Source organism: Acinetobacter seifertii, assembly GCF_000368065.1.
Classification (GTDB): Bacteria; Pseudomonadota; Gammaproteobacteria; order Pseudomonadales; family Moraxellaceae; genus Acinetobacter; species Acinetobacter seifertii.
The window spans coordinates 64192-89519 of sequence record NZ_KB851205.1 but is presented as its reverse complement, the minus strand read 5'-3'; the positions used below and the strand labels follow the sequence as shown (position 1 = coordinate 89519).

The 25328-nt window shown below is 41.6% G+C and carries 16 protein-coding genes; 14 read left to right on the top strand and 2 right to left on the bottom strand.

Translation table 11 applies throughout. The features are described 5' to 3' along the window. The first annotated feature begins 79 nt into the window (after positions 1-79). From F985_RS24280 to F985_RS24260, 5 genes are all read left to right on the top strand, one after another. Entirely contained in the window at positions 80-1729 is a 1650-nt protein-coding gene (locus F985_RS24280; RefSeq protein ID WP_004705989.1) for an AMP-binding protein, read from the top strand. An 11-nt stretch (positions 1730-1740) separates the two neighbouring features. Continuing rightward, positions 1741-2868: an acyl-CoA dehydrogenase family protein gene (locus F985_RS24275; RefSeq protein ID WP_004705988.1), complete on the top strand. Its 1128-nt coding sequence runs from the start codon at positions 1741-1743 to the stop codon at positions 2866-2868. 21 nt (positions 2869-2889) lie between these two features. Next, positions 2890-3663, top strand: coding sequence for an enoyl-CoA hydratase (locus F985_RS24270; RefSeq protein WP_004705987.1), 774 nt, complete (start codon positions 2890-2892; stop codon positions 3661-3663). A 12-nt stretch (positions 3664-3675) separates the two neighbouring features. After that, positions 3676-4701 (top strand): enoyl-CoA hydratase/isomerase family protein, encoded by a 1026-nt coding sequence (locus tag F985_RS24265; RefSeq protein ID WP_004705986.1) that lies wholly within the window; start codon positions 3676-3678, stop codon positions 4699-4701. A 120-nt stretch (positions 4702-4821) separates the two neighbouring features. Next, positions 4822-6183, top strand: coding sequence for an MFS transporter (locus tag F985_RS24260; RefSeq protein ID WP_004705985.1), 1362 nt, complete (start codon positions 4822-4824; stop codon positions 6181-6183). 147 nt (positions 6184-6330) lie between these two features. On the opposite strand, the gene abaI is transcribed toward F985_RS24260, so the two are convergent. Both abaI and F985_RS24250 read right to left on the bottom strand, forming a co-directional pair. Then, positions 6331-6897, bottom strand: coding sequence for an acyl-homoserine-lactone synthase AbaI (gene abaI / locus F985_RS24255; protein WP_081401429.1), 567 nt, complete (start codon positions 6895-6897; stop codon positions 6331-6333). A 63-nt stretch (positions 6898-6960) separates the two neighbouring features. After that, complete coding sequence (locus F985_RS24250) at positions 6961-7377, bottom strand: DUF4902 domain-containing protein (protein WP_004705983.1); 417 nt, start codon at positions 7375-7377, stop codon at positions 6961-6963. An 818-nt stretch (positions 7378-8195) separates the two neighbouring features. On the opposite strand from F985_RS24250, the gene abaR reads away from it, so the two are divergent. The 9 genes from abaR (at position 8196) to F985_RS24205 (ending at position 25218) form a co-directional block, all read left to right on the top strand. Then, entirely contained in the window at positions 8196-8912 is a 717-nt protein-coding gene (gene abaR / locus F985_RS24245; RefSeq protein ID WP_004705982.1) for a LuxR family transcriptional regulator AbaR, read from the top strand. Positions 8913-9670: 758 nt separating this feature from the next. Beyond that, positions 9671-11560: a fatty acyl-AMP ligase gene (locus F985_RS24240; protein WP_004705981.1), complete on the top strand. Its 1890-nt coding sequence runs from the start codon at positions 9671-9673 to the stop codon at positions 11558-11560. A gap of 51 nt (positions 11561-11611) precedes the next feature. Further along, positions 11612-13387 carry an acyl-CoA dehydrogenase family protein gene (locus F985_RS24235; protein WP_081401434.1) on the top strand — a complete coding sequence of 592 codons (1776 nt, stop codon included), beginning with the start codon at positions 11612-11614 and terminating at the stop codon, positions 13385-13387. Beyond that, positions 13384-13644: an acyl carrier protein gene (locus F985_RS24230; RefSeq protein ID WP_001030690.1), complete on the top strand. Its 261-nt coding sequence runs from the start codon at positions 13384-13386 to the stop codon at positions 13642-13644. Before F985_RS24235 ends, F985_RS24230 begins: the two co-directional genes overlap by 4 nt. After that, complete coding sequence (locus F985_RS24225; protein ID WP_004705979.1) at positions 13641-17600, top strand: non-ribosomal peptide synthetase; 3960 nt, start codon at positions 13641-13643, stop codon at positions 17598-17600. Before F985_RS24230 ends, F985_RS24225 begins: the two co-directional genes overlap by 4 nt. Positions 17601-17624: 24 nt before the next feature. Beyond that, positions 17625-21275: an outer membrane lipoprotein-sorting protein gene (locus tag F985_RS24220; RefSeq protein ID WP_004705978.1), complete on the top strand. Its 3651-nt coding sequence runs from the start codon at positions 17625-17627 to the stop codon at positions 21273-21275. Continuing rightward, on the top strand, positions 21272-22546 hold the full coding sequence (locus tag F985_RS24215; RefSeq protein WP_004705977.1) for a DUF1302 family protein: 1275 nt from the start codon (positions 21272-21274) through the stop codon (positions 22544-22546). Before F985_RS24220 ends, F985_RS24215 begins: the two co-directional genes overlap by 4 nt. Positions 22547-22598: 52 nt before the next feature. After that, positions 22599-24464 (top strand): alpha/beta fold hydrolase, encoded by a 1866-nt coding sequence (locus F985_RS24210; protein ID WP_004705976.1) that lies wholly within the window; start codon positions 22599-22601, stop codon positions 24462-24464. Further along, a complete protein-coding gene (locus F985_RS24205; RefSeq protein WP_004705975.1) occupies positions 24457-25218 on the top strand; it encodes a 4'-phosphopantetheinyl transferase family protein in 762 nt (253 codons plus the stop codon). The genes F985_RS24210 and F985_RS24205 overlap by 8 nt, the downstream gene beginning before the upstream one ends. The last annotated feature ends 110 nt before the right edge of the window (positions 25219-25328 follow it).

Genomic DNA, 25328 nt, shown 5'->3' with positions numbered 1-25328 from the left:
GTAAAGCCAAAGGATGGCTTTAAACCAATAAATCAAACCCTGTCGTGAATAACAAAAAATCCGGACTGAGGGAAAAGATATGATGGATTATCAAAATGCTGCACAGGCTTTCGATTTGGAAAGTACTGCAAAACAGATGTTGTCAGGTTCACTCGATGCACTGAACGCTTGTTATGAGTGCTGTGATCGACATGCAGATGGCGACAAAATCGCGCTGTACTGGCAAGGAAAAGACGGACGAAAAGAGCAATATACCTTCCGTGAGCTAAAAGAATGGTCGAGTCAGTTTGCTAACTTTTTAAAAGCACAAGGTGTGAAAACGGGTGACCGTATTTCAGGTCTATTACCAAGAACACCTGAACTGATTGTGACTATTTTGGCAGCTTGGCGAATTGGTGCAGTCTATCAACCGTTATTTACTGCATTTGGCCCAAAAGCGATTGAGCACCGTATTCAGCTTGCACAAAGTAAGCTAGTGGTGACCGATATGGGTAACCGTAGCAAGCTTGATGAAATTGAAAATTGCCCTGCAATTGTGACGGTGGCCGACGCACAAGGTACTCCGCTTAAAGCAGGTGATTTTAATTTCTGGAATGAAGTGAAGCAGCAATCCGATCAATGTGATCTGGTGATGCGTAGCATCCAAGATCCTTTCTTGCTCATGTTTACTTCAGGCACTACAGGGCCTGCAAAACCATTGGAAGTGCCTTTAAAAGCACTGATTGCCTTTGGGCGATATATGCAAGATGCCATTGGTTTAACAGAAGAAGACTCGTTTTGGAATATTGCCGATCCGGGTTGGGCGTATGGTTTGTACTATGCGATTACTGGGCCGTTATTCTTGGGCTATGCTACTTTGTTCTATGAAGGTGGGTTCAGCACAGATAGCCTATGCCAAATTGTGAAAGATTATAAAGTTAACAACTTGGCAGGTGCACCTACGGCTTACCGTATGATGATGGCAGCAGATCCAGCGCAAATGGCGCCGTTAAAAGGCCAGTTCCGTGTGGTGAGCAGTGCAGGTGAGCCGCTGAATCCTGAAGTCATTCGCTGGTTTAAACAAGTGCTTGATGCTCCGATTTATGACCACTATGGGCAAACTGAAGTCGGCATGGTGGTGTGTAATCATCATGGTTTAAAACATGAAATTCATGCTGGTTCAGCAGGTTTCCCAAGTCCGGGCTACCGCGTTGCGATTGTCAATGAACAAGGTGAAGAACTTCCCCCAGACACACCAGGAATTTTAGCGGTCGATATTAGCCAGTCTCCAATGATGTGGTTTGGTGGCTATAAAGAAAGCCGTAAATCGCCATTTGTTGGTCATTACTACTTAACGGGCGATACGGCCGAGTTACATGCTGATGGCAGCATGAGCTTTGTAGGTCGTAGTGATGATGTAATCACCACATCGGGTTATCGGATTGGACCATTCGATGTAGAAAGTGCTCTGCTTGAACATGATGCTGTCATTGAGGCGGCAGTGATTGGTGTACCTGATCCAGACCGTACCGAAGTGGTTAAGGCATTCGTGATTTTATCCGCGACTACTCAACCATCAGAAACACTTGCTGAAGAACTCAGTCAATTTGTTAAAAGACGACTTTCTGCTCATGCTTACCCACGTTTAGTTGAATTTGTGAGTGAATTACCTAAAACTCCAAGTGGCAAAATTCAGCGCTTTTTATTGCGTAATCAAGAAATTGCTAAACAACAAGCTAAAGCAGGGTAAAGGAAATAATAATGCAATTTACCGAAGAACAATTACTTATCCGTGACATGGCGAAAAGTTTCGCCCAAGAACAAATTAAGCCTCATGCCAGCGATTGGGATCGAGACGGAACTTTCCCAAAAGAGACTCTGGCTCAAATGGGGCAACTCGGTTTTATGGGTATGCTTGTTTCAGAGCAATGGGGCGGTTCAGACACGGGTAACTTAGCCTATGTACTGGCACTCGAAGAAGTTGCGGCGGCAGATGGTGCAACCTCGACCATCATGAGCGTACATAACTCGGTTGGTTGTGTGCCTATTTTAAAGTTTGGTACCGACGAGCAAAAAGAACGCTTTTTAAAACCTCTGGCACAAGGTGAAATGATCGGTGCTTTTGCCCTAACTGAGCCGCATACAGGATCGGATGCGGGAGCCATTAAAACCCGAGCTGTCAAAGATGGCGATGATTACATCTTAAATGGTGCCAAGCAGTTTATTACCTCGGGTAATAATGCCGGTGTCATTATTGTGTTTGCAGTGACTGATCCGAGCGCGGGTAAAAAGGGCATTAGTGCATTTTTAGTCCCACGTGAAACGCCGGGTTATGAAGTAATTCGTGTAGAAGAAAAGCTCGGTCTGCATGCATCAGATACCTGTCAGATTGCCCTGACAGATGTGCGCATCCATAAAAGCCTTATGCTGGGTAAAGAAGGTGAGGGCTTGAAAATCGCTCTTGCCAATTTAGAAGGTGGACGTATTGGTATTGCTGCACAAGCAGTCGGTTTAGCACGTGCGGCGCTCGAAGAGGCGACTCGTTATGCCAAAGAGCGTATTACTTTTGGAAAACCAATTTTTGAGCATCAAACCATCGCATTTCGCCTTGCCAGCATGGCAACTGAAATTGAAGCAGCGAGACAACTGGTTCACTACGCTGCGCGTTTAAAAGAAGCAGGTCAACCGTGTCTCAACGAAGCTTCAATGGCTAAGTTATTTGCTTCAGAAATGACTGAGCGTGTGTGCTCGAGCGCACTACAAGTGTTTGGTGGCTATGGTTACCTCAGAGATTTCCCTATTGAACGTATTTATCGTGATGCGCGTATTTGTCAAATTTACGAAGGCACAAGTGATATCCAACGTTTAGTGATTGCACGTAGTCTATAAAATCAGAACAAGGAATAAATAATGCAGTGGCAAAGTATTTTATTAGAAAAGCGTAATGGGGTTGGACTGATTACATTAAATCGCCCTCAAGCGCTCAATGCTTTAAACAGTGAATTAATTAGTGAAATTAATCAGGCATTAGATCAGCTCGAAAAAGACCGTGAAATTGGTTGCATCGTATTGGCAGGTTCTGAAAAAGCTTTTGCCGCAGGTGCAGACATTAAAGAAATGGCTGATTTAGCATTTCCAGATATTTATTTTGATGACTTTTTCCATCTTGCAGACCGTATTGCACAGCGCCGTAAACCTCTAATTGCAGCAGTCAGCGGCTATGCGTTAGGTGGTGGCTGTGAACTGGCGCTCATGTGTGACTTTATTTATTGTGCTGACAATGCCAAGTTTGGCTTACCTGAAGTCACCTTAGGTGTAATTCCGGGTATTGGTGGTACACAACGCTTAACTCATGCTATTGGTAAAGCCAAAGCAATGGAAATGTGTTTTACCGCTCGTCAAATGGGTGCTGTAGAAGCAGAGCAAAGTGGTTTAGTCGCACGTGTGTTTAGCAAAGAAGAATTACTTGAACAAACCTTGCAAGCAGCTGAAAAAATTGCGGCACGATCTTTAACTGCAAATATCATGCTCAAAGAAACCATTAACCGAGCTTTTGAAGTAAACCTTACTGAAGGCTTGCGTTTTGAAAGACGTATGTTCCATTCAATATTTGCAACATTTGACCAAAAAGAAGGAATGCAGGCGTTCGTTGAAAAACGAAAACCAAATTTTAAAAATCAGTAAGAGATCAATAAAATGAATACAGAAAATCACTTAATGATTGAGCAACAAGGTAAGTTGGGCATTATTACTTTAGACCGTGTGACTCATCTTAATGCATTGTCGCTAGACATGATTAAAAGTATTGGTGCCCAATTGGAACTGTGGCGAAATGATGCTGCTGTTCAGGCAGTATTAATTAAGTCAAATAGCCCAAAAGCCTTTTGTGCAGGTGGCGATATTCGCTATCTCTACGACAGTTATAAAAATGGCACGGCTGATTACAAAGGCTACTTTAGTGCCGAATATAAAATGCTAGATATACTGCGTGAATATGCAAAGCCAGTCATTGTTGTACTTGATGGCTATGTATTAGGTGGCGGTTTTGGCTTGGCTCAAGCTTGTCACATTGTTGTGAGCAGTGAAAAGTCCAGATTTGCTATGCCTGAAACAGCGATTGGCTTTTTCCCAGACGTTGGCGCAACGCATTTCCTGTCTCGCCTTGATGATATTGGCGTTTATATGGCAATTACGGGCGAGCAGATCAGCAGTAGCGATGCGCTTTATCTCGATTTAATTGACTACCATGTGCCAAGCGAGCAGTTACAAGCTTTACAAGATGCTCTTGTTGAGGCACCAAGTTTAAGTAAAGAGGGAATTGAACGCATCATTACCCGATTTATTACTTGCCCTGCCGAAAGTGAACTCAAACAATTGGCTGAAGGTATTCGTAAACACTTCGGATATCAGCATTTAGATGAAATTGAGCAAAGTCTTGAAAATGAACAAGATGAAAGCTTAAAGACTTGGGCAAGCAAGATGCTCAATATTTTGCAGCAGCGTTCATTTATTGCCAAACAAACTAGCCTGAAACTTCAACATTTAGGTCGTGGGCTTTCGCTACAGCAGTGTATGCAGCTTGAGCGCGATTTACAGGACATTTGGTTTGAGCATGGTGACTTTATTGAAGGTGTCCGTGCTCTCATTGTCGATAAAGACAAACAACCACAGTGGCAAGAACGCAATTCGAAATTTGAGCCAATTTTAGAAAAATTGAGCTAAGCCTTATTACGCAACTCTAAAAAGCTTAAGGAGATAAAGCGAGACCTGAAAATGCTTATGGTCAGGGCTGGTCATAAGCATAAAAAAGATAAAACAAGAAAATCTAAAAAGGATATTACGATGCAATCAATACATGGAAACGGTTCAAATACTAAAAAGTCGTCACATCGATTAGCAGGCATCTCTAGCATGGTCGGCACCACCATTGAGTGGTATGACTTTTTTATCTATGGTGCGGCGGCAGCGCTGATTTTTAACAAGCTATTTTTTCCTAACTTAGACCCACTTACAGGTGTACTTGCGGCATTCGCTACCTATGCGGTTGGTTTTATTGGCCGTCCACTTGGTGGTTTAGTCTTTGGTCATTTTGGTGACAAGATTGGCCGTAAATCGATGTTGCTTTTGACTCTGATGCTCATGGGAATTCCAACGGTACTCATTGGCCTCTTACCAACTTACGAATCAATTGGTTATTGGGCTGCAATTTGTTTGGTTGTCTTACGATTCATTCAAGGGATGGCAATGGGCGGTGAATGGGGCGGTGCTGTGCTCATGGCCGTTGAACATGCTCCCGAAGGTGGTAAGGGCTTTTGGGGAAGTTTACCTCAAGCCAGTACAGGTGGCGGTTTAATGCTAGCCTCAATCGCGTTGGGTCTGGTGTCGTTATTACCTGAACAAGCACTGTTTAGCTGGGGGTGGCGTTTACCGTTTCTTGCCAGCATTATTTTACTGGCAGTAGGTTGGTACATTCGAGTGAAAGTGCCTGAGTCACCAGATTTTGAAAAAGTAAAACAGCAGTCCGAAGAAGTCAAAGTTCCTGCTTTAAAAGTTTTTAAAAACCATCCAAAGCAACTCATCACTATTATTTTAGCGCGTGCTGCCGAGAACGCATGGTTTTATATTGCTTCAACCTTTACATTGGCTTATACCACTGCGCAACTTGGCATCGCACGCCAAGACATTTTGTTTGCTACCATTTGCGGTGCAATAGTCATTCTATTTATGACGCCGTTGTGTGGACATTTGTCTGATAAGGTTGGCCAACGCAATATGTTTATGTTTGGTTTATGCATACTGGCGCTTTACAGCTATCCATTTTTTACCATGCTCAACACCAAAGATCCGGTATTAGTCTGGACAGCCATTGTTTTAGCAATTGGAGTTGTATTCCCAATTATGTATGCGCCGCAAGCTCAGCTTTTTGCACGTCAATTTCCAGCAGAAATTCGTTATAGCGGAATTTCAATTTCGGTACAGTTGGCTGGGGTGCTTGGTGGTGGTTTAGCGCCGTTAATTGCGACCAAACTTTTAAGTATCGGGCAGGGTAATCCGTATTTAATTATGATTTATATTGGATCTATGGCTATCGTTGCGATTATATCGACTTCATTTATGCCACGTGATTGGCAGACTAAAACTGATGAGGCTTACCATAAAAAATCAGAATTAAGTTTGAAAAACAAAATTACTGAGCAGTCTTAATATTAAGTTTGAGTCTTTCAAATTTCAAAAGCCCTAATCTTTTGACTAGGGCTTTTGAAATTTGGCGAGTGAAACGAGATTGTCGCTTAAGACCTTCATCTTTGAAATGTCGCCAATATTCTTATTCTTAGACTTTGATTTAACCAATTACACTTCAATCAAGCATGCAAACATAGCATATCCATCAATCGTCATTGGTGGGCCTGCACGATGGGCACGAAACCCAGCAGCACGTAGTAACCGCTCTACCCCAAGAGGTGAGGTGGTAATAAGTTGTTTGGCACCTTGTTCTCTTGCAAAGTTAATTGCTTCTTGCAGAATGGCAATCGAAACAGGTGATGATACTGCTTGAGTCGCTGTGGTAGGTGGATTCGAGAAATCTACGGCAGAAAACCTTGAGAGTTCCCAAATTTCTGGTGAGCAGGGAATAGGCATTCCATTCATTAATTGAGGAAATATTTCACCCAGTAAATACGGTTGAGTTGTAGGTAGTAATCTGGCACAACCAATAATATTGGACTCTCTGTCTTGAGCGACGACGTAAGCTGTATCGACTTTATCAAATTGATCTAATTCTTCATTATGTGGACAGTTTAACTCCCATCCCAAATGTTCAACAAACACCTTGTAGCGGTAACTTTTAAATTTGGTATATAAGCCTTCTGAAAAATTGTTTTGAAATCCAGCAATAATATTCATTACAAGTGCTTCCACTTATTTTTGATGTGACTTTACTGAACAGCTAAGAAGGCGGTAACTGTAAAAATTTACAGGTTGCTAGGAGAAATTAGGGCTCAATTTAGACTTTGTTAATCTTGTATTGATTTGGGCATAAATGAACTGTTCCCAGAACAGGCTGTCGATTTTCTTCTCGATTAATGATCCAGTCACATCAAATCCAATATCTGTACCAGATACATCAACGATCATGATATTGCTTCTCGGCAGGCCAATTCGTTTTAAGCTAGCGGACCCATTTTGCTCAATGAATACCCAGTCCCATCCAGTACTTAAAGCAGGGGTCTTTAGTGTTGCCCATTCAGTAAAACCGTAATAGAAAATTTGTGAATCTTCGATTTGTATTGATTCAACAATGGATAAGATGTGTCGGAGAGGGTGGTTCATAAGCTGGTTTTCATTCATCCGAATAAAACCATCTGCTGAGATTGGAAAGTGAGTGGGTATGCTGACCATGCTACCTGTTTAAGTAACCTAAAATGGAATTCTACTGATAAATAACATAAATTATTGCCAATGAAATACTGTCATATTTAACAGGTTAAAGATAATTCCATGGCCTATATCGTTAAGCTGACCTTATTAGAGGGGTGCTTGGATATTAAGATTTACTTATATGAGAATAGAGTAACTTTAGTTCTTTAGTCGAAAATAACTTGTTGAAATTTACGAAATCATACGACCGATGATGAACTTTATATGGATTATCTATTCTCATTATTGAAAGGATAATCATAAGCAATACAGATTATGGTGTAATTATTTGATTTTTTAAATTATTGTAGATGCTTTTAGTTTCTATATATAATAAATGGTAAAATTTCATAATTTTAGGTGTTGTTAGAATTTATTATTAAATTAAATTAATAAAAATATCTCATTGATAATAAGTAGTGGAGTCTTAGTGTTTATTTAAAAATAATTATTTTTTGGAATAAAATGCATCCTATAAAAAAAATTTTTCAAGCATAATCTGCACCTGAAATATAACAACCTTAAAAGCTTTTAGAAATTTAGTTTATCTGAAGAATTTGCACCCATTTAGGCTTAAAAGTGTTGTTAATTGAATGATGAATTCAAAATCTGCAATTGAGAAATCAATAAAAGAGGAATAGGTGTTCAAAATATTTTAGTACCTAAAAATCTTTTAGATTCTCGCAGCGCTTTATTGGAATAAGGGTAAAAGATAAGGCCTATACTTCAATTTGATTGCTTGGATTCATAAGATGAAACTGAACAAAAAATGATTTTTGGCCGGAGTCTAATGAGAGCAAATGGAAAGTTGGCAAGAGGATTTATTATCAGCATTTTTGATCGTGCAAGATGAATACCAGTTATTTGAAGTCGTCAAATCGACAGCATCAAAGCTTGGATTTGATTATTGTGCTTATGGTATGCAGTCACCATTATCTATTGCTGAACCAAAAACAATTATGCTGAATAATTATCCTCAAGCATGGCAGCAACGCTATGTAGAACAGCAGTATGTTAAGGTCGACCCAACTGTTCAGCACTGTATGGTTTCACTGAAACCTCTTGTCTGGTCAAGTCAATACACTCATACACAAGCAGAGAAAGACTTCTGGGAGGAAGCGCGTTCTTATGGTTTAAATGTCGGTTGGGCACAGTCAAGTCGTGATTTCATTGGGACACGTGGAATGCTAACTTTGGCAAGATCCAGCGACCAATTATCTGAAAAAGAACAAAAAGCACAATATACAAATATGTATTGGCTAACTCAAACTGTGCATTCCAGCATTGCTAAAATTGTAAATGATGTTGAGTTCTCTCAGTTTAATCTATATTTAACGAACCGAGAAAAAGAGGTACTACGTTGGACGGCTGAGGGTAAAACGTCAGCTGAGATTGCACAGATTCTTGGAGTAAGTGAAAGAACCATAAATTTCCATCTGAGTAATTCAATGCAAAAACTAAATGTGAATAATAAAATTTCAGCAGCAATTCGTGCTGTAATGTTAGGACTATTGTAAAACTAAGTTTATAATAAAAATAATATTAAATTTAAATGGTTGTGATGTGTATTTTAAATTAAATTTAAAAAATTATTTATTTTAATAAAGATAAATAATTTAATTATTTTTTTAAATTTAATTTTTGTTTGAAATATAATAATTGTCAAAATTAAAATGTTCTTTTTAATATATTTAATTCTAATTTCACTTTTATTTTTTATGGTCAGAAAGTAAGGTAAATTTCACAACCTATGTATATATTTGGTTTTAAGTATTTAATCATAGCTTAAGCATAATTAAATTAAGGTTTTTATTGGAAATAAAAGTTGTGGAGTTAAATATAATTTTTAGTTAGATTACATGTAACCAGTAAAATCATAAATTTTATCTAAAATAAAAACCTAAAGTTAAGAAAAAATGAAAATTCGAACTCAGTATGCTTTGTGGTTTAGATAAACTTAATAATATTAGCTTAACATTTCCTAAATCGAGGCTATTAGGGTAGCTTTTTAAGTTTAATTAATTACAAGAATTTGTAATCTTTAACTGAATAAAAATGATTATAAAAGATAACTAAGCTCTTAATTTTAAATAAAAGTTGCCTAACCTGTTAACACTTACAGGTGTAATAAAAAACACCCGCACATAAAATATAATGTGAATTTATATTTTAAACAAAAAGTATATTCATTTTTATTAAAACCCCCAGCTAGAAGTTGAATTTCTGAAACAACAGGTTTCTTTGAAGGGTTAATTATAATTAATCGGAGTAAGTTATGGCTGTAATGTGTACGGATAATATCATTGCAACTTTGGAATCCCACGCAAAATTAAATGGAGCTAAGACAGCTTTCGAGTATTTGGGGCGCCAATCGGGTGGTATTCAAGCCTTGACGTATGCAGATCTGAACGAGCGAGTTCAATATCAAGCTCAGATATTACTAAGCCTTGTAAATAGTGGCGATCGTGCAGTATTGCTATTTGAACCTGGTCTAGACTTTATCGTTTCGTTCTTTGCTTGTCTAAAAGCTAAAATCATCGCAGTACCAGTCAGCTTACCGTTTAATCGTAATGGTTTTTCTAATATTTTGAATATTATGAATGACTGTGAGCCAAAGATAGTACTCACAACAAAAAAGATTCTTGAGCTATCAGGTCTGATCACATTAAAGGCTCAAAATGAAAGCTTAATATTACATGCCGTTGATGCCCAATTGCAGCGTGATGTAGTGGAAAAAGATTTTCCGCTTATTGATGAAGATGATGTTTGTTTCCTTCAGTACACTTCAGGATCAACAGGTTGGCCTAAAGGGGTGATCGTTACCCATAAAAATATTATGGCAAATGAGGTCATGATTGCCGAAGCCTTTTGTACGCAGCCAGATGATATTGGCCTGACATGGTTGCCTGTTTATCACGACATGGGATTAATTGGCTCAGTTTTACAGACCGTTTATGTGGGACTGACTTGTTATGTTATGTCGCCGCTGGACTTCATTCGAAAACCGCTGAAATGGCTACAATTCATTAGTGAAAAAGGCGTCACAATCAGTGGTGGGCCAAACTTTGCTTATGAGTTGTGCTTGCATCGTATCTCTGATGAGGACGCTGCAGCGCTTGATCTGAGTCGCGTTCGTGTAATGTTTAATGGTGCTGAGCCAATCAAAGCTCACGTTATGCAGCGCTTCATGGAGAAGTTTAATACTCAGTCGAAATTGAAGCTGGATACTTTCTTGCCATGTTATGGCTTGGCAGAAGTCACGCTTTTAGTCAGTGGTGTAACTGGCCCTCTGAATGCCATTTCGCTTGATCGTGACAAATTAAATGCCCACTTGGTAGAAATCAGTCAAGACCAGAATGCTGTACAAGTGGTGAGCTGTGGCAAGATCTCTGCACACATCGATTGCCGTATCGTCAATCCACATACTCATCAAGAAGTAGCTGCTCATGAAGTCGGTGAAATCTGGTTGGCAGGTGAGAGTGTCACAGCGGGTTACTGGCAGAAGCCAGAGGTCAATCAGGAAACTTTTGCCGCGACTATTGTCGATGACTCGGGTCAGCCTAGCCAATTGCATTACTTAAGAACGGGGGATATGGGCTTTGTCAAAGATGGAGACCTATATGTGACTGGTCGCCTTAAGGATGTGATTATCATCCGTGGCAAGAACTATTATCCACAAGATATCGAGTGCTCTGTTGAAATGGCGCATCCTGCTGTTCGTAAAGGCTGTGTTGCAGCAGTGAATGTTGCTGATTCTGACGGTGTTACGGTTGTACTTGAAATCAAGAAGAAGTCACTAGACAAGACTCTCAATTTTGAAGCCATTAGAACTCAGGTCAAAGAACAAGTGACAGCTGAGATTGGCTTGCCTGTAGAAGGTGTCTTTTTACTACATCAAGGCCGAATAAATAAGACCACGAGCGGCAAAATTAGAAGAAGAAAAATTAAAGAGCAGATCGAACGCGGTCAATTGGTCTGTTTAACCCATCCAAACCGTAGAACGGTGATTGCTCGAAACTATGTCAAGAACGGTTTAGAAGTCATCCGTGATCGTGAGCAGCGGGGGCAGCTGATTCGTTATAGCTCCAATCTACTCAACTCAATGATCAAGGAACGTGAAGTGCGCAAGCTGATTTTTAATCGTCTGAAAAGTGCTTTGTTTTAAACCCTTACCCTTTAATCATTTGAGTGAAAATTCATGTCACTTACGTCCAATTTGCGGCAGTTTCAATCTGCTGCTCGTCTGGAGCAAATTTTAGGCTCCGTACATGATACTAACAACGACTTTTCTTGGTCTGCTGCCATCGAACGTGATGAGAAAGAACAGTACCCTCAGCGTGCTGTTGATTTTCTGAATGCGGTAGGTATGAACCGTTTCTATGTACCTTCAGAACTTGGAGGTCGTATGGAAATTGGTGAAGAATTGCTATATCTACATCGCGTGCTGGCACGACGTGATCTAACTATCAACTCGACCTATAGCACGAATGCTTGGTCTGTGATTGTCTGGATCGGCGGTAATGCGAATCAATGCCAAAACATCGCTAGTCGAATTTTGAGTGGTGCTGCTCCAGCGCTGGCTTATAGCGAGAAAGCCCATGGCGCCGACCTGCTATCGAGTGAAGTGACAGCGCAATCTACCGAGAGTAAATATGTTTTAAATGGCGAAAAATGGTCAATTAACCGTGCCACTTTAGGAGACTCTTTAAGTCTGATCGCTAAAACATCAGACGATCGTGGACCACGTAGCCTAAGCGCATTCTGGCTCGATAAGCGTCATATGGCCTCAAAAGGAACATATAGCCTGAACCGACTACCAACAGTGGGTATGCGTGGTCTAGATATCAGCGGTATTGGTTTTAACAACGCTGAAATTCACAAAGATGCCCTGATCGGTGAAGAAGGCCAAGGCCTAGAGCTTGGGCTTAAGACGCTACAGGTAACACGTGCATATTGCAGTAGCTTCTCTCTAGGTGCCGGCGATACGATGCTACGCATTGCGACCGAGTTTGCTATTGAACGCGAGTTATATAACAAAAAAGTAATCAGTATTCCGCTGGTACGTGAACAGTTAGCGACAGCCTATGCCTACCTTTTAGCGGCTGAGGTGTTATCGCTTGTTGGTGCGCGTGGTTTGCACGTATGTATCAATCAGTTCAGTACATGGTCACCAATCGTGAAAGTACTAGTACCTGAGTATGTAGAATCGCTTGCCAAGATCACTTCTTCAGTGCTTGGGTCACGCTTTTTCTTAAGAAATGCGTATGCGGATGGAATGTATCAGAAAGCATTCAGAGACCATCTGATTGTTAGTGTGTTTGACGGTAGTAGCACCGTTTGCCTAGACAGTCTGAGTTTTCAGCTCAAATCTGCCAATAAAGGTCGTAGCAAAAAAGCCGACCATCTCAATCAATCAGAAGCTAAAGCACGTTATCGCCAGTTATATGACTTGCAGGTAGAGACAGGCGCTATTGATTTCCGCGAGCTTGAGATTTTCAACCGAGATGGTGATTTGGTGATGGAATCACTCGAAACAATCATCGAAATGCTCAACGATGCCGATGTCACAGCAGGATTGTCTGCTGAGACACTTACTACGCTACGTGAACAAGCAGGCCAACTTCTGGTTGAACAACGTTCTTTGGATCAAAAAATTCAGGATTACTTCTCAAATTCTGAGCAGAGCAAAGAGTTTGAAACGTTGCGCTTTAGTCTTGCTCGTAGCTACGCCGAGTTATTTGCTCGTATTGCTGTGTTGGGTTTCTGGGTCTTTAACCGTAAGGCTCTAAGACCAGCTTTGCAGGACGGAGCATGGTTGATCATTTTCTTAAATGCCGCTGAAGGACAGACAGCTCCTCCTATGACGTCATTACGTGAAAGTACATTGGCAGATTTGCTAGACCGAATTTCAACTAACCATATGTTATCCGTCATCGATTTTGCACTGGCACCACGTGATGCCAAACCGGTTAAAGAGGAGATTACCCCATGAATAAAGATAAAGCTTACTGGAGCGCAATTATTCGTACGCTAGTAGCCAAAGAAATGCGCGTAGAGCCTGAGACGATTGATCCAGATCAAAAATTTACCAGTTATGGTCTTGATTCGATCGTTGCTTTGTCTGTATCTGGGGATTTAGAAGATCTGACAAAACTGGAGCTTGAGCCGACCCTCTTATGGGATTACCCAACAATCAATGCGTTGGCCGAATATCTTGTTTCTGAGTTGCAACAGGGAGTTGCTTCATGAACAACCTTGCACGACTAGAACCGGAAGTTCTGTCGCGTCATGCGATTTCTGCGGAACAGCTTGGTATTTGGTACATCCAGCGTCTTGAGCCAACTTGCAGTGCCTACAATATGGTGGTGGCCTTTGATGTGAAGGTCAATCAACCATTAGGCAACAAGCCGATGGAGATTCTGGAAGCGGTAATGCATGATTATCCGCTGTTGCGTGTCAGCATGCCTGCCAATGATCAGGGGATTGAGCAACTCATCTGGGATCGCGTCTATCCGAATATCATCTTTTCTGATGCTCGTCATATTGAAGCTTCTGATTTGACGCAATTGGTTGAGCAAGACACCAAGCAGCCATTTGACCTGACTCAGCCACCATTGTGGCGTGTTCATTGTTATGAGCGTGGACAAAATCACTATGTGATTGCCGTTGTGATTCATCATGCGCTCATGGATTTTTGGTCAATTGGTCTGTTGCTACGAGACGTCAGCAAACGTTTTGGACTTGTTGCAGAGTCGGATACAGTGAACGGAAATGAGTTTGCACAGTATGCCGATAAGCAGCAGAGCAGCGTAATCGATGAGGCTGATGAAAGTTTAATTTTCTGGAAAAATGCACTGAAACATGCACCACATGTGCATAGCATTCCGCTTGATTACCCTCGCCCAGCTGTACAGCAGCATAAGGGAAGCTCACTGGCTTTCCGTGTACCTGAGTCAGTGTCATCTGGTCTTGTCAACTTGGCGAAAAATTATGAGATCACATTGTTCGGACTTGTGCTATCGGGGTTCTATATCCTGCTGCACAAACTATCTAATGAAAATAATCTAGTTATTGCCACACCTGTAGCTGGTCGACTTGAACGCTCTTTGCGTAATGCATTGGGGCAGTTCGTCAACACAATAGCTATCCAGATGGACATCGATGCTGATTTAACTTTACGTCAATTTACCCAGCAAGTTCAGGAACAATTAAGACAGAGCCTTAAGCATCAAAAAGTTGCTTTTTCTAGAGTAGTTGAGGCTGTTTCACCAAAGCGTGATGGCAGTATTAACCCATTGGCTCAGGTAGGAATGTTCTGGGAACGTCTAGGGGGAATGGATGAGTTTAAAGAACTACTTCTGCCAATCCAGACCCCAGCTACTCTAGCTGGTCAAGATTTAACTTTAGGAAGTTTTCCAGTTCGTCAGCAAGAAGGTCAGTTGGATATTACGCTAGAAATGGGCGGTGAATATCAGGGTGAACTTGTTGGTGTACTGAAATACAACTCTGAGTTGTTTTCTGCGCAGTCTGCTGAGAATATGGTGCAACTGCTGCAAGCTGTACTATCTGAGATGGTGGCTCATCCAGAAAGTAAGATCGTTGAGTTAAATATCGCACCTGATTATAAAGATGGCATTCAGTTCGAGGCCCTCCGTGGAAAGGCGACTGATTATGCTCAGCATGATCTATTCGCAATGATTTTAAAGCAGATCGATGATCGTGGTGATCATCATGCTTTGACCTCGAACGATCATGCGGTTAGCTACCGTGAGTTAGGTCAACATATTGCTGGTATTGCTGAATATTTGCGTGAACACGGCATTACACGTGGCGATCGTGTAGGTCTCATGTTAGACCGCACAGCGTTACTGCCAGCAGCAATCCTTGGGATCTGGGCGGCAGGGGCAGCTTATGTGCCACTGGATCCTAACTTCCCAACTGAACGTCTACAAAACATCATTGAAGATGCCGAACCTAAAGTCATCTTGACTCAAACCGAGTTAATGGATGCTCTTAACAGTTCTGTACCTCGCTTAGATATCAATCAAGCTGGTGTTGTGGCACTTGAGAAAGTGCGCGAGACGCTTGCCTTTGGTGATGTCGCTTATGTGATGTACACATCAGGCTCGACAGGTAAGCCTAAAGGTGTTCGTATTGGGCATCCTTCAATTATCAATTTCTTGCTATCTATGAATGATAGATTGCAAGTGACTGCTGACACTCAGTTGTTAGCAATCACCACGTATGCATTTGATATTTCAATTCTTGAATTACTCATTCCGCTTATGTACGGCGGTGTGGTGCATGTATGCCCACGTGAAGTATCACAAGATGGTAATCAACTCGTAGACTATCTAAATGCTAAGTCTATCAATGTTTTGCAGGCTACACCGGCTTCTTGGAAAATGCTCTTAGATAGCGAGTGGAGCGGCAATGCAGGGTTGACTGCACTCTGTGGAGGCGAAGCGCTAGATATTATTCTTGCAGAAAAACTGCTGGATAAAGTCGGCTGTCTCTGGAATGTGTATGGACCGACTGAAACTACAGTGTGGTCTAGTGCAGCTCGTATCACCGATGCAAAGTATATTGATTTAGGTGAACCACTGGCGAATACCCAGCTTTATGTACTTGATGAGCAGCAGCGTTTAGTTCCGCCAGGCGTTATGGGTGAGCTTTGGATTGGTGGTGATGGTCTGGCAGTTGATTACTGGCATCGACCTGAACTCACAGATGCACAATTTAGAACATTACCATCTCTACCAAATGCTGGTCGACTCTACCGAACAGGGGATAAAGTCTGCCTGCGTACAGATGGACGTTTGACTCATCACGGACGTCTAGATTTCCAAGTCAAAATCCGTGGATTCCGTATTGAACTAGGTGAAATCGAGAATGTTCTCAAACAGATCGACGGTATCACAGATGCGGTAGTGCTGGTTAAGACCACAGCTGACAGCGACCAGAAACTGGTGGCGTATGTAACTGGACAAGAGCTTGATATTTCTGGTTTAAAAAAGACCCTGCAAATCCATCTTCCAGCTTATATGGTGCCAAGTGCGTTTATCCGATTGGATGAATTTCCAATGACGGCCAACAATAAGTTGGATCGTAAGGCATTTCCTGAGCCGATCTTTGAGCAGAGCAATGATTATGTTGCACCGCGTGATCCGATCGAAATCGAATTGTGTACTACCTTTGAACAGATCTTGTCGGTCAAGCGAGTGGGTATACACGATGATTTCTTTGAATTAGGTGGGCATTCTTTATTAGCTGTGAAGCTTGTCAACCATCTCAAAAAGGCTTTCGGTACCGAACTGTCAGTTGCTTTGTTGGCACAATATTCCACTGTGGCGAGTCTGAGTGAGATCATTCGCGAAAATAAAGAAATTAAGCCATCTATCGTAATTGAACTACGCCGTGGAACCTATGAACAACCGCTGTGGCTGTTCCATCCAATTGGTGGCAGTACCTTCTGTTATATGGAGCTTTCGCGTCACCTCAATCCGAACCGTACCTTACGTGCTATTCAGTCTCCTGGACTGATTGAAGCCGATGCTGCGGAAGTGGCGATTGAAGAAATGGCGACGCTCTATATTGCTGAAATGCAAAAGATGCAGCCTCAAGGCCCTTATTTCCTCGGTGGCTGGTGTTTCGGTGGTGCAATTGCATATGAGATCAGTCGTCAGTTGCGTCAAATGGGCCAACAGGTCACAGGTATTGTCATGATCGATACTCGTGCTCCAATTCCAGAAAATGTGCCTGAAGATGCCGACGATGCCATGCTTTTGTCTTGGTTCGCCCGTGATTTAGCTGCACCTTATGGCAAAAAGTTAACGATCCCAGCGCAATACTTGCGTGAATTGAGTCCAGATCAAATGTTTGATCATGTACTTAAAGAAGCTAAGGCCATCAATGTTCTACCGTTAGATGCTGATCCATCAGATTTCCGACTTTACTTTGATACCTATTTGGCGAATGGCATCGCACTCCAGACCTATTTCCCAGATCCTGAAGATTTTCCAATTCTATTGGTCAAGGCCAAAGATGAGCAGGAAGACTTCGGAGAAAGTCTAGGTTGGGATCAACTGGTCAAAGAAACATTTACACAAGTGGATTTGCCTGGTGACCATTCATCAATTATGTACGCTGAGAATGTCGTGGCTGTGGCCCAGACCATTGATCAGATGTATCCAATTCCTGCATAAGAAATACAAGAAGGTAGAACCACTATGGTGACCATAGAACATGCTTTCCTCATACCGGCCGAGATTGACAAGGTTTTTAACTACCTTGCAAACCCGGCCAATGATGCAGGTTGGCAATTGTCATGTAAGCATTCTGAACTGCTAGACAGTACTCCGCGTGTGGGCAGTAAGTACGAGATTGGTTTTAGCTTTATTGGTCGTGAAATGTCCTTTAAAGGTGAAATTACACATCTAGTACCGAATGAATTGTATGCGTTTAAAGTAGTGGAAGGACCCTTTCACTACACAGGTACTTACCGTTTCAAACCACATCCGGAAGGTACGTGGATTGAATGGGTGTTTGAGGCAGAGCCGGGTAGCTTTTTTGGTGTATTGCCGCCAGCGCTGCTAAAAAAGATGGTACTCGCTCAGTTCAAGAAAGATGTCGATAATCTTCAAGCATTGGCTCAAAAGGGTGAAGCCTATGAGTCGGTTGGCAATGAAAATAAACCAACTATCGAGACCAGTAAACCACCTCGTAAGACTCAACAAATGATGGAGAAATACGCACGTTGGATTCTTAGCCATCGTCGTATTGAGTTGACTGTGGTGATGCTCTTAACACTTGCTCTAGCGTATCTGGCATCTGGTGTAAAAATTATTATTGACCCAGATGCACTTGCGCCTAAAGGGCATCCGTACATCACCTCGACCAAGCTGATTGAAAAGAAATTCGGCTCCAAATATATGGTCGTGATCGGTATTACTCCAAAGCAGGGTGATATTTATCAGCCGCAAGTGTTGGAGAAAGTCAAACGCATTACCGAAGAAGTAGATAATGCACCTGGTGTAGTTCGCTCAACTATGATGAGTCTGGCTGCACGTCAGGCAAAAGGTATCGAGGCGAATGCAGAAGGGTTCGATGCCAAGAAACTATTGCCGAGTAGTTCAGTGACTCAGGAGGATATCGATCACCTGAAAAAACTACTGGCACTGAATCCAACCTATATGAATTCAGTGGTATCGAAAGATCAAAGAACTGCTGCGATTTTGCTTGAGCTTGAGGAAAGTCCAGAGGGCTTCCAAAAGATGATGGGCCCAATCAACAAAATCGTAGAGAGTGAACAATCTAAAGATATGACCATCAGTGTCGGTGGTAATCCTGTGTATCTGGATAAAGCTGAAGATTACTCTAAACGTATCAACATCTTGTTCCCGATTGCCGTATTAGTGATTGGTTTATTGCACTTTGAAGCATTCCGCAGCAAGCAAGGTTTGATTCTGCCACTCGTTACAGCTTTGTTGGCTGTGGCATGGGGTATGGGCATGATGGGCTTGTTCAAACAGCCAATGGATATCTTTAACTCGCCTACGCCGATTCTGATTTTAGCTATTGCGGCAGGGCACGCCGTGCAGTTGCTCAAGCGCTACTATGAAGATTTTGATCGCCTGATTGCTCAAGGGATGGAACCTAAAGCTGCCAATAGCGAAGCTGTAGTGCAGTCTTTGGTTCGTGTGGGTCCAGTTATGGTATTGGCTGGTGGTATTGCAGCGGCTGGTTTCTTCTCATTGTTGACTTTCAATATTCCCACTATTCGTTCATTCGGTATTTTTACAGGAATCGGGATCATCAGTACGCTGGTGATTGAGATGACTTTTATTCCGGCACTTCGCTCAATGTTGCCACCGCCTTCGGTTGTGAAGGTCAAACGCAAAGGCTTGCCAATCTGGGATTGGATTCCAAACCGTATTGGTGATGTCATTTTGTCGGTTCGTCCACGAATGATGTTAATGACTGCGATTGCGGCAATGGGCGTCTTTCTTGCTATTGGCACGAGCCGTATTGTGGTAGACAACGATAGCCGTAATTTCTTCGCTCGCGACTTACCAATGCAGCAAGACGACAGATTCTTGAATCAGTCTCTAGGTGGTACAAACAGCCTTTACATTATGGTTGATACGAAGGTTCGTGATGGTATTGAAAATCCTGAAATTCTAAAAGCGATTGATAATACAGAAAAGTTCGCAAACTCAATTCCAGAGGTCGGTAAAACCATCTCTATCGTGGACTATATCAAACGAATGAATCAGGCAATGAATGCTGATCAGCCACAAGCATTTCAGGTTCCTGCAACCAAAGATGTCGTTGCTCAGTATCTGCTGTTGTATTCAATGTCTGGTGAGCCGACTGATTTTGATTCATACATTGATACCACTCAGCGTTATGCCAAAATCACTGTTCTTCTGAAAACAGGCAGTAATCATCGTATTAAAGAAATCCTTGAGTCGCTAAAAACCTATATGGCGGGTCAATTGGGTGATAAAGCAGTCGTGAGTTTCGGTGGTGATGTGACACAAACCATTGCTTTAACTGAAACGATGGTTCACGGCAAGCTTATGAACATTTTACAAATTTCATTTGCCGTATTCTTTATTTCAGCATTGGTTTTCCGTTCGATTTCAGCGGGACTGATTGTTCTAACACCACTTCTATTCTCAATTCTTGCCATCTTTGGCGTGATGGGATGGCTCGACATTCCGCTCAATATTCCAAACTCACTCATCTCGGCCATGGCTGTAGGCATTGGTGCGGATTATGCCATTTACTTCCTCTACCGCTTGCGTGAAATCTTGCGCGAAGAAGGCGGCGATATCAAAGACGCTATTCGTAAAACTTTAAGTACTGCTGGTAAGGCCTCTCTTTTTGTCGCGACTGCGGTTGCCGGTGGGTATGGCGTATTGTCCTTATCACAAGGCTTCCACGTCCATCAATGGCTCGCAATGTTTATTGTGATTGCGATGCTGTTCAGTGTATTTGCAACCTTAATTATGGTACCTACAATGATTCTGATGTTGAAACCTCGTTTTATCTTTTCTTCAAATAAGAAGAGCATTCCTGTTGCACAAACAGTTGTGACAAGCCTTTTGTTGGGTACAGCACTCAATTTTTCATTACCTAAAACATCTCATGCAGATGAAGTTCAAGACATTGTTAATCGTAGTGATGATGCCTCTAAGTTCTTGTCTTCAACCGCTAGCGCCAAATTTATTTTGACCTCTAAAAATGGCGAGCAACGTGTACGTTTAACTAAAAATATGACTAAGCTTGCTGGAAATACTCAGAACAACATGCGTTTGACTGAGTTCATCTCGCCAGCAGATGTCCAAGGAACCACGACGCTGTTAATTGAAAATGCAAAAGGCAGCGATAGCATGTTTGTCTATTTGCCTGCATTGAAAAAAGTACGCCGTCTTGCATCAGCGAATAAAGGTGATGCTTTTATTGGTACGGACTTTAGTTATGGTGATGTGCTTGGCTATAAGCTCAGTGACTGGAAGTACACGAAACTGGCAGATGGCAAATTTAATGGTAAAGATTGCTACATGATTGAAGCAACGCCAATTAACAATACTGTGAAGAGTGACTTTGGTTATAGCAAACGTCGTATGTGCATACTCAAAGATAACTTTGTTACAGCAACCATCGACATTTGGGATACTGCAGGTAAGCCTTTAAAACACATTGAATTCACCGATATCCGTCCTTACGGCAAAGTGAAACCAAGATGGCAAGCTATGAAATCTATGGCGAAAAATCTGCAAACTCAACATATGACGCAAGTGATCGTCAATGATTTTGTGGCAGAAAAAACTTTATCCGATAAGCTTTTCTCACCGCAGAGCCTTGAAAAATGACGCAAGGTGCCTATTGGGTGTTTGCATGCTGCAGTAGCTTTATGCTACTGCAGCATGCTTATGCAGATGACAGTGAAATTAGTTTTGTTAGCCAGAACTCAGCCAGACTCGATGTATGGTCATCAGATCGTGATTTAAGTTCATTAAAAAACATTGGACAGGCAAGTTTCTGGTCCAATGGTACGCTCAAGTTTAACCCTGCATTTAAGCTGCATTACGACATAGTGATTGCGGACGAAACCGACCATACTGTGAACCCAGATCAGGTGAGTAAGGTAAATCGTAACTTACGTGAGTTGTACGCCTATTATAACTGGGATCAGACCGTTTATGTTGATGTTGGTCGTCAGATTGTGATTTGGGGAAGGGCTGATGGGATTAACCCAACGGATAATCTCTCACCTCGTGACTATACGCGGTTAGTGCCAGATGAGACAGATCAACGTCTTGGAAATGATGCACTCAAATTGACATATATTCCTGAATCTGGAACTAATAAATGGACCGCATTGTGGTATCCGCGTAGTCGTTCAGATGTGATTCCATTGCGTCAGATTGCTGGTATCCAATATGAAATAGATAAGAAGAGCCGCCCTGCGTTTGCAGTACGCTGGGATTATTCTGTAGATGGTCTAGATGTAGGGGCATCGTATTTTTCAGGTTTGGATCACATGCCCGATCTTTCAGTTCTTTCAGCATCTCCAACAGGGGAAGCAACATTGCAGCTGAAAAATAATCCTATGTCTGTCTATGGAGTAGATTTCAGTTATAACCATAACGATATTGTGTGGCGCGGTGAAGCTGCTTATACAAAGACTGACTCGGATGGCAGTGAAGATCTTACACACAAAAAAAATAATTTAACTGTGGTCGTGGGGCCAGAATTATCATTAAAAAATTCCACGCTGAGTTTAATGGGCGTGTACAAACATACTGAGGACTTTAGATCTGCCGATAGCCTAACAAATCCATCATTGAGTGCAGTTTACCGTTATCAGCAAACCATCAGTGACCAGTATCAACAGAATCAGTATGGGGCTATGCTGCGTTATGCACTTAACCTAATGAATGACAACCTAAAGCTAGAGTTTACAGGGTTTTATTTTGCACCAGAGCCTAATGAGTTATTGAGAGTGCGTATTAACTACAACCTCAATGATCACTGGCAGTTGAATGCAGGTGGAGATCGCTTCTGGGGCAAAAATGATACGGTGTTAGGACAATTTAGAGATAACAGTCTGGTCTATGCCCAGATCCGATATAACTTTTAAGATAATTCGCTCCAAAACAATGCTGGATTGCCCAGCCCTAATAAGGTGACTTATGGATAATTTAAATAACGCAAAAAAAGATAATTTTTCACGGAAGACCATATTAGTAACAGGTGCAGCAGGTTTTATTGGCAGCAGACTGGTCGTTGATCTTTTGCGTGAGGGTCATCAGGTCATTGCTGCACTACGTAATGCTGCAACTAAGAAAGATAAGCTGCTAGGTTTTATTGCAACAGAAGGGCTTGCTGATCCATCTATTTCATTTGTTGAATATGATTTGAGCCGTGATTTTAAGCTGGATTCTCTGCTAGCGGATGCTCAGGCAAAGATCCATGTAATTTATCATCTTGCAGCGTCATTTAATTGGGGTATTAGCAAAGCTGAAGCTGAGCGTACAAATGTTAAGTCAGGACTCGCCTTGATTGAATGGGCCGCAACATTGAAGCAGCTTGAGCGATTTATCTGGATTGGTGGATATCGTGTGGCTGCTCCGCCGCAAGAGTCGGCTGATGAGTTGTATTGCAAACATGGTGGCTATGAAGCTTCAAAAATTTTGGGTTATCAAGCTTTCATTGAGGCTTGTAAGCGTTTAAATGTGCCATGGACTGCAATAAATCCAGCCACAGTCATTGATGGTTTTTATAATTATGGTGATATGCAATATATTGGTATTGCTGACATGATTGATAAGCTCTATCAGGGACGTCTGCTGGCACTGCCTGGTGGCCGTGACACATTCTTGCCACTATGCAATATGCAGTATATTGTGAGCTTTTTGATTCGAACGATGTCTTATCCTGAGACGATTGCTCAGGAGTATATGCTGCTTGATCCTAAGACACCGAAATTTCATCGCCTAGTTCACCTCGCTGCCGAGCATTTAGGGGTTAGCTCACCACATTTACAGCTACCTAAAGGTCTATTAGAAAAACTACCTGAAGTATTACTTGACGGTTCTAAAGAACAACTCTCTTTCATTTCTACTGAGCACTATCATGTTGATGGGGCAGAGGCGATGGCAGCGAAGATGGGCATCGCGGACTTGATTAATATCACTCCTTATTTTTCTCGTTGGATTGATCGTCTGGTGCTTACACGCTTTGGTCGTATGCAAGTTTCAATACCTAATTCTTTTAGTTATCAAAACCGATATTGGACAGAAATTTATATTAAACAGTCAGTTGGTTCGGAAAAATCTTCTGCATTATTTTTACACGGCATTCCATTTGATAGTGCATGTTGGTCTCCAATTATCAATAAAATTACATATGATCAGGTTGCTATGATGGACTTACCTGGACTTGGGCGTTCGGGTAGTTATGAGGTGATTGAAGATAACAATCATCAGTTTATCGATACTGCTGCAAAGCTTTTAGCGCCAAATAGTGTTGTGGTTGCCCACTCGTTAGGATGTCTCTTTGCATTGAATCTTGCAAAGAAATACCCAGATAAAGTTGCACGTCTTATTCTCATATCGCCTTATTTTGTTCAGGCACAGGCTGCTAAAATGTTTCAGATACAAGCTATATCTAATCTGATTTTCCGTTTTGTGCCGAAAGATGTGATTGCTAAAGACTTACATCCAGAGGGGCAAAAAAATCCATCTGTTGGTTATGCGATGGATTCATTACGCCGGGTGTCGGTAGCCAAGCATATTAGTGAGTATATGCACCGTATTAGTTTGCCTCAGCAGCGAGCATCTCAAACAGCTTTGTTAAACGAGCTTAGCTCTAAAGTTGAAATCATTTTTGGAGAGAAGGACCCACTTGTTACTACAATCAGTCCTAATATTCCTGTACATATGATTGCTGGTGCAGGTCATAATCCGCATGTGACCCATGTAGAAGCAGTTTATGATTATCTCACGCCAGTTCTAACTAAATATATCAGCACTACAGCACAGCTTAGTGATGTCTAATATAGCCCAAGTAAAAGTTTTTGTTTGCCCAGTTTCACGGGTACCACAAGATCATGTGATATTGAGTCATTATCTCAGCTTTCTCAACGCAGCAGAAAAGTTGAGATATGATCAATATCTTCCTCAAGCAGCACGTCTTTTCTTGATCTCTCGTGTCTTAACGAAGTCTGTTTTAGCAGATAAGCTGGGTATTTCACCCCATCAAGTCAATATTCAATTACAACCGAACGGCAAACCTTTTGTACAAGGCGGTAAGACTATTTATTTTAATCTTAGTCACTCAGGAGACGTTATTGTTCTTGCTGTGACTGAAGAAGGAGAAATAGGCGTCGATGTTGAACGAGTGAATCGAGAGTTCGAATGGAGGCGTGTCGACAGTGTGTTAGCGCTGAGTGAAATAGACTGGATTCAGGAAAATGAAAGTACTGATCCATTCAGTGTATATCAGCGGTTTTTTCAAATATGGACCTTAAAAGAATCCTATATTAAATGTACTGGTCATGGAATGAGCAGCCATTTAAAGAAGCTTAATTTCCATGTCTTTTCTGAACATATACAGTTTTTTGATGCAACTCATTATGCTCAAAACACAGAACAATATCATTTTCAAAGCTATATCTATGATTGCAATTTTATCTTTTCCATATGTTTACAGCAGAGCCACAATATAGAACGCTTTAATATGGAATGTTTCCAATTACTGCCGTGTATATCTATGCATCCAATGAAGCCGACACCTTGCGAATATACCTAAATTAAATGAAGAACTGCAATTTAAAAAAGTGAATCTGGTAGAAGGTAGAAAATCTTTCGTTGGAATTGAATTGAGTTCTTCTTAGTAAGTTATGCTGTGAATCGATTGAG